At 38.2% G+C, this 8,378-nt stretch carries 8 protein-coding genes; 5 read left to right on the plus strand and 3 right to left on the minus strand.

Translation table 11 applies throughout. The features are described from left to right. Positions 1-48 precede the first annotated feature (48 nt). Together BFL01S_RS17500 and aspA are read right to left on the minus strand one after the other, a co-directional pair. Positions 49-1,377: an NAD-dependent malic enzyme gene (locus BFL01S_RS17500; RefSeq protein ID WP_025908897.1), complete on the minus strand. Its 1,329-nt coding sequence runs from the start codon at positions 1,375-1,377 to the stop codon at positions 49-51. 61 nt (positions 1,378-1,438) lie between these two features. Next, positions 1,439-2,869, minus strand: coding sequence for an aspartate ammonia-lyase (aspA, locus tag BFL01S_RS17505; RefSeq protein ID WP_061786483.1), 1,431 nt, complete (start codon positions 2,867-2,869; stop codon positions 1,439-1,441). Between the two features lie 303 nt (positions 2,870-3,172). Between aspA and BFL01S_RS17510 the strand changes: the two genes are divergently transcribed. The 4 genes from BFL01S_RS17510 to BFL01S_RS17525 all read left to right on the plus strand — a co-directional run bounded on the left by BFL01S_RS17510 (position 3,173) and on the right by BFL01S_RS17525 (position 6,376). Further along, positions 3,173-3,757: an LOG family protein gene (locus tag BFL01S_RS17510; protein WP_025908899.1), complete on the plus strand. Its 585-nt coding sequence runs from the start codon at positions 3,173-3,175 to the stop codon at positions 3,755-3,757. 106 nt (positions 3,758-3,863) lie between these two features. After that, positions 3,864-4,559: a YetF domain-containing protein gene (locus BFL01S_RS17515; protein WP_061786484.1), complete on the plus strand. Its 696-nt coding sequence runs from the start codon at positions 3,864-3,866 to the stop codon at positions 4,557-4,559. Between the two features lie 270 nt (positions 4,560-4,829). Beyond that, positions 4,830-5,390 carry a DUF4825 domain-containing protein gene (locus BFL01S_RS17520; RefSeq protein ID WP_025908902.1) on the plus strand — a complete coding sequence of 187 codons (561 nt, stop codon included), beginning with the start codon at positions 4,830-4,832 and terminating at the stop codon, positions 5,388-5,390. Positions 5,391-5,554: 164 nt separating this feature from the next. After that, the gene (locus BFL01S_RS17525) at positions 5,555-6,376 is read left to right on the plus strand and encodes a Cof-type HAD-IIB family hydrolase (protein ID WP_061786485.1); all 822 of its coding nucleotides are present in this window, start codon (positions 5,555-5,557) and stop codon (positions 6,374-6,376) included. A 33-nt stretch (positions 6,377-6,409) separates the two neighbouring features. On the opposite strand, the gene BFL01S_RS17530 is transcribed toward BFL01S_RS17525, so the two are convergent. Continuing rightward, positions 6,410-7,732 (minus strand): 2-hydroxycarboxylate transporter family protein, encoded by a 1,323-nt coding sequence (locus BFL01S_RS17530; RefSeq protein ID WP_268873899.1) that lies wholly within the window; start codon positions 7,730-7,732, stop codon positions 6,410-6,412. A gap of 237 nt (positions 7,733-7,969) precedes the next feature. On the opposite strand from BFL01S_RS17530, the gene BFL01S_RS17535 reads away from it, so the two are divergent. Beyond that, positions 7,970-8,377, plus strand: a complete 408-nt coding sequence (locus tag BFL01S_RS17535; protein ID WP_025908906.1) for a hypothetical protein — start codon at positions 7,970-7,972, stop codon at positions 8,375-8,377. The last annotated feature ends 1 nt before the right edge of the window (position 8,378 follow it).

Raw genomic sequence — 8,378 nt, forward strand, 5'->3', positions numbered from 1 at the left:
AGGTTTATCATTGACTGAATTACTTGTGTCCCAGCCTCTTTTTATTCATTAGCGATAAACGTTCTTTTTTACGTCACTTTGTACTGCTACACGCTCTACTGCTTCAGCAACAGCTTCATGTACATTAACATTTAGCGGATGAGGCACTAGATCCCCTGGCTTTGTTGAATTTGCAATCGCTTCTGCAGCTGCAACTAGCATTTTGTGAGTAATATCACGAACACCAGCGTTTAGTACGCCACGGAAAATACCTGGGAATCCTAATACATTGTTTACAGAGCGTCCATCTGTTGCATAAATTGCACCAGCTTCTAACGCATCTTCTTGTTCGATTTCAGGTTTTGGATTTGATAGAGCCAAAATAATTTGTCCCTTTTGTACCCATTCTTTTTTAATAAGTCCTGGTACACCAGTTGTTGCAATAACAATATCACTTTGCTCCATTAGTTCTTCTAAGCTATCAACTGTTTCGCCTCCATAAGAGCGAAGACGATCTTTTGCTTCTTCAGATTTATCAGCGCCAACTACGCTTTCGACACCATATGCCATTAGCATGCGGCATATGGCAATACCAGCTGCCCCAAGGCCAATTTGACCAACGCGAGCTTGTTTTAAGTTAACACCTGCACTGCGACAAGCTGAGATAGCTGCAGCTAACGTAACTACGGCCGTTCCATGCTGATCGTCATGCATAACAGGAATGTCTAGTTCTTTCTTTAAGCGCTCTTCCACTTCAAAACAGTGTGGAGAACCAATATCTTCAAGCAAGATACCACCAAATCCTGGTGAAATATTTTTAACTGTTTGAATAATTTCTTCGGGACTATTTACATCTAATAAGATAGGAATAGCATTAATATTAGTAAGCTGATCAAAAAGAGCTGCTTTACCTTCCATAACAGGCATACCAGCTACTGGTCCAATATTACCTAAACCTAAGATTGCTGTTCCATCTGTTACAACAGCTACAGTGTTGCTAATGCTTGTATAAATTTTTGCTTTTTCCGGCTGTTCTTTAATCGCCATACATACGTTAGCTACACCTGGTGTATACACGCGTCGTAAATCCGCTAACGTTTCAATTTTCATTTTACTTTTCATTTGAATTTTCCCGCCTTCGTGAGCGTGTAAAACTTCATCTGAAACTGTGTGTAGCGTAATTCCGTCCAAGCTACGAACTGCATCTAATAATTCTTCTAGCTGCTCTTCGCTCTCAACCTGTACAGTAATACTTCTTCGCGTATAGTTATGGCCTACCTTAACTGTTTCAACCTCGCCAATATCGCCACCTACGCGACCAATTGCCGTAGCTACTCGTCCTAGATTTCCTGGTACGCTTGGTGTTTGAATCATTAAAGTACGGATAATATTGCTCATGTTGACTCCTCCATTTTTATCATTTTAGTGTTAATTATCAGTCTGTCTACTTGTCTAACGATTATTGACGATCAAAAAGTGAGTTACCTGCAATACCTGGATTTGTCATTTCATAAGGATTTAAGATTAAATCTAGCTCTTCTTCTGTCAATACGTCATATTGTAAGCAAAGTTCCCGTACAGATTTCCCTGTCATAATGGCTTCTCTGGCAATACGAGAAACAACTTCATAACCTAAATGTGGGTTAACTGCAGTAATGACGCCTACGCTTTTCTCTACATATTCTTTCAACCGTTCTTCGTTTGCTTCAATACCTTCTAAGCAATATTTTGTAAACGCGTCAAAACCGTTGTTCATAATGCTAATAGACTGCAGTAGGTTAAAGACAAGCACAGGCTCCATTACGTTTAACTCAAGCTGTCCTGCTTCTGAAGCTAAGCAAATGGTATTATCATTTCCAATAACTTGGAATGCTACTTGGTTAATCAGCTCTGGCATTACTGGATTTACTTTTCCAGGCATAATAGAAGATCCCGGCTGACGAGCAGGAAGGCTAATTTCTGCTAAGCCTGCCCGTGGACCTGAAGCCATTAAGCGTAAGTCGTTTGCAATTTTAGACATATTCATCATACACACTTTTAAAGCAGCAGATACTTCGGTATAAGCGTCTGTATTTTGCGTTGCATCCACAAGGTGCTCAGCGCCATATAATGGTAGTCCACTAATTTCTGCTAGATATTTCACAACGTTCTCGATATATTTCGGATCAGCATTTAAACCTGTTCCTACCGCTGTTGCTCCCATATTCACTTCATATAAGTGTTGGCGAGACTGGCTTATACGTTTAATATCTCGCTCTAAAACACGGCTATATGCAGCAAATTCTTGTCCTAAACGAATGGGTACTGCATCTTGAAGATGTGTTCTTCCCATTTTAATAATTGGATCAAACTGCTTCGCTTTCTTTTTAAATACTTCAACCATCTTGTCCATTGTTGCTAATAAATCATCTAATAGGCGCAATGTTGATAAATGAATAGCCGTCGGGAACACGTCATTCGTAGATTGTGACATGTTTACATGACTGTTCGGACTAAGCTTTACATAATCACCTTTTTCATACCCCATTAGTTCTAGCGCTCGGTTTGCGATAATTTCGTTCATATTCATATTCATTGACGTACCCGCTCCACCTTGAATCGGATCTACAATGAAATATTCATGCCATTGACCTGCAATCACTTCGTCAGCCGCCTGTACGATAGCGCTTCCAATACCATCGTATAATCGTTTTGTATCCATATTCGCCATAGCAGCTGCTTTTTTGATCATCGCAAGAGCACGAATCATCTCTTTGTTCACTTTGTATCCAGTGATTGGAAAGTTTTCAACTGCGCGCATTGTTTGGACACCGTAATATACGTCTTTTGGAAGTTCTTTTTCGCCAAGAAAATCTTTTTCAATACGACTTTGCTGTTCCTTTTTCGCCATACTGCGACCTACTTTCTATTAGTTAATCTTTATGTGAGCGTGCTTAATTCTCAGCTTTTTTGTTTTAACTAGCGTACTACGCTGTATGACACCTTCTATTAAACACTTAATATACGCTTTGATTATAAAGAAAATTATACTAATAATCAAGGTAACTCCAAAAGAGGTTTTACTTTTTTTAGTATTAAAACAAAAACACCTGTTCTCATTTCTATTAATCGATTATTTTTTATCATAAAAAAGGGTTTTATCATAAATAAACGAAATGTTATGACTATACGCTGTGAAAAGGAGGACCTGTATATGAAAGCCATTTGTGTATTTGCTGGATCTAATTCTGGTGTTCATCCTCACTATAGAAACGTTGCCGTAGAACTTGGAGCGTATATGGCTCAACACGATTATAAATTAATTTACGGGGGCTCAAAAATGGGCCTGATGGGTGAAGTAGCCAATGAAATGTTAAAGCATGGTGGTCACGTAGTTGGCATTATGCCAAAAGGGCTATTTAGCGGTGAAATTGTTCATACCGCCCTCACGGAATTAATTGAAGTAAGCAGCATGCATGAGAGAAAAGCCACCATGCACGATTTATCTGACGGCTACATCGCTCTTCCAGGAGGGTTCGGTACGTTTGAAGAATTGTTTGAAGCACTTTGTTGGGCACAGATTGGAATTCATAAAAAACCAGTTGGATTACTCAATGTTAATGGATATTATAATGCGTTAATGAGTATGGTTGAACATGCTGTAACAGAGGGCTTTTCACAAGAATCAGCCATTCAGCTTATCAATATTTCAAGCAGCCCGCAATCGTTAATTTCATCGATGATGAACTTCACTTCTCCTTCCACTCGTTACACAAAATGGAACAACACTTCTTCTTAAATCAAAAAAAGAGTACGCTACTGTACTCTTTTTTTATTTGTCTTCTACATATTTTCTATCCACTTTGGACATTCTCTAAAAAAAGAGAGAATAGGGAGATGGTGTCATGGAGCACATTTTTGATTTGCTGTTACGAGGAATATTAGCTTATTTTTCTCTGCTTATCTTAACTAGAATTATGGGAAAAAGAGAGCTATCCAATATGAACTTCAGTGACTTTGTTGTGGGAATCACCATTGGATCCATTGCTGCTACGGGCGCGGTTGACCATAACCAACCTTTTACTAACTATATACCAGCTTTGGTCATCATTCTCGTCCTTGAAATTTTATTTTCTTACCTTTCAATGAAATTTGATAAATTTCGGCTATTAAACAATGGTGAACCCATTATCTTAATGGAAAACGGGCGAATTCTTGAACAAAATTTAAGAAAGGCACGCTTAAATGTCGAAGAGCTTGCTAGTCAGCTTAGGCTTCAAAGTATCTTTTCTTTTCAAGATGTAGAAACGGTCCTTATTGAACAAAACGGTGGCTTTAGCGTGCAGTTAAAACCAAGCCACCAAACTGTCACCATGGAAGCAATGAGCATTGTTAAAAGCCGCAGCGGACTACCTCGGCTTCTCATTAAAGATGGAAAGCTAGTTGAAAAAGAATTAACTGCGTCCTCTTTTACACTCGACTGGGTGCACCAACAGCTCTCTATTCGTAATATCGCCAGCATTTCTGATGTTATGCTTGGTCAAATTGACCGTAGTGGCTTTATCTATCTTGATTTGTATGAAAAAGAACAAACGACGTAACAATTTCTGCTGCTTCCTGTGAATTTTTGCGAGAGTCTATCAATAAAAGCGGTATTTTCTCGACTGCTCTGGGATTTATTGCTGGAGCAGGAACTTTTACAGTATTCGATGTATTGTTAGCTAGAAAAGGTGGTCATAATCCCAAGCGCTCTACTTCCCAATGTAAACAAAGTTCTGGTTTAGATTATTTTTCTTATCAGCTATTGTAAAATTATCCTTATGATGTATATAATTACAATGTTATTTTCAAGCAAAGAATGGAGACTTATCATGCGCTACTCTGCTTTTTTATGTTGTTTTTTTGTTTTTATCACGCTATTAGTTGGATGCCAAGCTATAAATAATGCTTCTCAAAAGAATGATTCGATTGAAGCTGAAAAATTAAAGGCTAACCACTATTCATATAATGAAGATCAACGTGATGCTATTTCTGTTATTAATGAGCTTCCTGGACATGAAAATGTTCATAACGTAACGTTGCAAACCCAAAAATCTCCTTCCTATATTTCAGTTGATTATACACAAGCATCGACCGAAACGAGCAGGCAGTTTGAACACAATTGGTCGGCGGATTTTACTAAAAAACGCGTATTCAACAACGCTACCATACTGCTTGGGTTGATTGACCATGCTGATTCTGTCCACTTTAACGTTCATACCGTTGTTCCTCAAAGCATTACGATTACACGTGCAGAACTAGAAGCATTCTATCGACATCCGCTTACACCAAATGCTTCAAAGGGTATTCAAAACGTTAACGTTGAAAACAATAACAATGAGTATAAAATAAATGAGTTTTTTCGTCGTCACCCAATTACAGAACTAGACTAATCACTCTGTGCGAAGCATCTTTTAGCTGCTTCGCTTTTATATGCCTTTTCGCCCTTACGTGTGTGATCTAGGAAACTTCCTTTCACGTAACTTGAACAAAAATTGAACTACCTGTTCTTTTGTAGTACGATATGAACATATTGTCATAGAAAGGAATTATTAAAATGGCCTATAAAATGATTGTACTAGATTTAGATGATACTCTTTTACGAGATGACCATACAATCTCTCCCCGTACAAAGCAAGCTTTAATGGATGCGCAAGAAGCCGGAGTAAAAGTTGTGCTAGCTTCCGGTAGACCAACCTATGGCATGATTCATATTGCTGAAGAGCTTCGACTAGCTGATTACGGAAGCTTTATCCTCTCCTTTAACGGAGCAAAAATTATTGATTGGCGTACTAAGGAAGAATTGTTTAGTAGTACATTATCACCTGAAACCGTTCATCAATTAGATGCATTGAGTAAACAAGAAAACGTATTGATTCATACCTATGTAGGAGATGAAATTATTACGGAAGTAGAAAACGAATTTACGGATATCGAAAGCAATATTACTGGCTTACCTATTAAACTAGTACCTAGCTTCGTTGACGCTGTGAAAGATCCTGTTGTAAAAGTCTTGATGCTTGCACCAAGTGAAGAGCTGGTTCATGTTGAAGAAAAGCTACAAAAACAGCTTGATGGACAGCTAAGCGTTATGCGCTCAAAACCATATTTCTTAGAGTTCACAGAAGTTGGAGTAACAAAAGGTACAAGCCTTGATTTTCTTATTCAGAAGCTAGGGATTACGCGAGACGAAGTAATTGCCATGGGCGACAGCTATAATGATGTAGCCATGATTGAATTTGCGGGTTTAGGCGTTGCGATGGGAAATGCACCTGAAGATATTAAAAAGTTGGCAAATCACGTAACAGATACAAATATGAACGATGGTGTTGCGAAGGTAGTAGAAGAATTTGTTTTAAATCGTTTAGCCGTTAAATAAAGAAAAGCCAGCTGGCGCTGGCTTTTTTATGTGTCATTTTGTTGTAACAAGCTCTGGAACTTCATTTGTTTGAAGCATTTTATTGCGTAAACCTTCCACATCGATTGGTTTCCTTGCCACCCCTGAATCCATTGCCGCTTTCGCTACGGCAGCTGCAACATGAGCTGCGACTCTCTTATCGAATGGATTTGGAATTACATAGTCAGCATGGATATCTGTTTCATCAATTAATCCAGCAATTGCATACACTGCAGCTACTAATGCATCCGCTAAGGTACCTTCTTGTTGATTTTTGTTCATCATGCGTGCCATTTCTTCTTTAAATGGATTCATACCAACAGGACGTCCTTCATAAATAATTCCTTTTGTATCACATAATATAACGTCTTGCACACCCATGTTTAAAAGAAGTTTTACAATGGCAACACCTGCAGCACCAGCACCGTTTGCTACAACTTTAATATCTTCAAGCTTTTTATTTGCTAAGCGTAGCGCATTTAACAAACCTGCAGCCGTAACAATTGCCGTTCCGTGCTGATCATCATGAAAGATTGGGATATTACAAGCTTGTTTTAAGCGTTCTTCAATTTCAAAACAGTAAGGTGCTGCAATATCCTCTAAGTTAATACCGCCAAACGTAGGTTCAAGAAGTTTAACCGTTTCAACTACCTTGTCTGGGTCCTCAGTATTTAAACAAATAGGAAATGCATCGACGTTTGCAAATGACTTGAATAGCAATGCCTTCCCTTCCATAACTGGCATTGAAGCACCTGCACCAATATTACCTAATCCAAGAACGGCTGTCCCATTTGAAACAACGCCAACCAAATTCCCTTTCATCGTATAATCATAGATTTTCTCAGCATCTTCTGCAATTTCAAGACATGGCTCTGCTACTCCTGGTGAATAAGCAAGGCTTAAATCTTTTGCGCTTTGAACTTCTACTTTGGAATGTACTCCAAGCTTTCCTTGTTTTTCTTTATGCGTTTTAAGTGCTTCTTCTAGTGGCCATGTTAAGCTTGATGAAATAAATTTGTATAAATGATAAGATCCTTGTTCCATCTTTTTCGGCATAAGCTGTAAAGATTTGACTAGTGTTGCTGCTACAATCATTAACACCGGACCTGGGATTCCTAAAAATTTATGAGCTAAGCTACCGAAGATAAAGAACGAACAAGCAATTAATACGCCTGCACCCATTAAAGAGAAATCGACAGGTTTATCAATGTTTGTCTCCTCGTTCATTTTATCTCCGCCTGCTGCTTTAACTAATACACCGTTACCCGTAAGTTCCGGTTTGCTTTCTCCTAAGCGCTTCATCATACCCGCACAGATAACGGCTACAACGTTTCCAATTTACGAGCTGTACCCATTACCTTAACCTCCTGTCTTTCTACAAAGTCTATGATACTTAATGTTCAGACAACTTGATACGTTTTGTAACTTTTAAAGCATTTTTGTAACTAAAAAAATTAAATGATTAAAATGTATAGAGCTAGCCATGTTCGGCTAGCCTTAAAAGTGTAGTGAATATTTTAACAATGTTTCCATACATATATAATAATGACGAATTGAGAGTAGGAGGAAATAGCTATGCTCAAACCTGATACAGCTATCATTTTAGGTCTAATGATTGAAGAGCCGTTTACACGATTAGAAGATGAAGCGATTAGGCATATTGCCGTAAATGAGCTTGAAAATGGATTGGCAGTATTTAATGAAGCATCCAATCTTTATTACGAAAAATTTCTTTATTTTGACGAGCACACGAAGGTACAGCTTCGTAAAGAAGTTTTCTCGCTTCATTTAACGCTGAACCAAATAAAAAATGCATATGCTAATGGTTATACATCCGAAGCCGTTCATATCTATCAAATTATTGCTGAAACTGAAAACTCAACGAATACGATGAACGCTCTCTTTCAATTTCCCACTTATAACGGTGAAGAAGATGATCAAAGCTACAGGTCATTTATGAATATCTTTGGATCAAAAAAATAAA

This window comes from Priestia flexa NBRC 15715 (genome assembly GCF_001591565.1).
GTDB lineage: Bacteria > Bacillota > Bacilli > Bacillales > Bacillaceae_H > Priestia > Priestia flexa.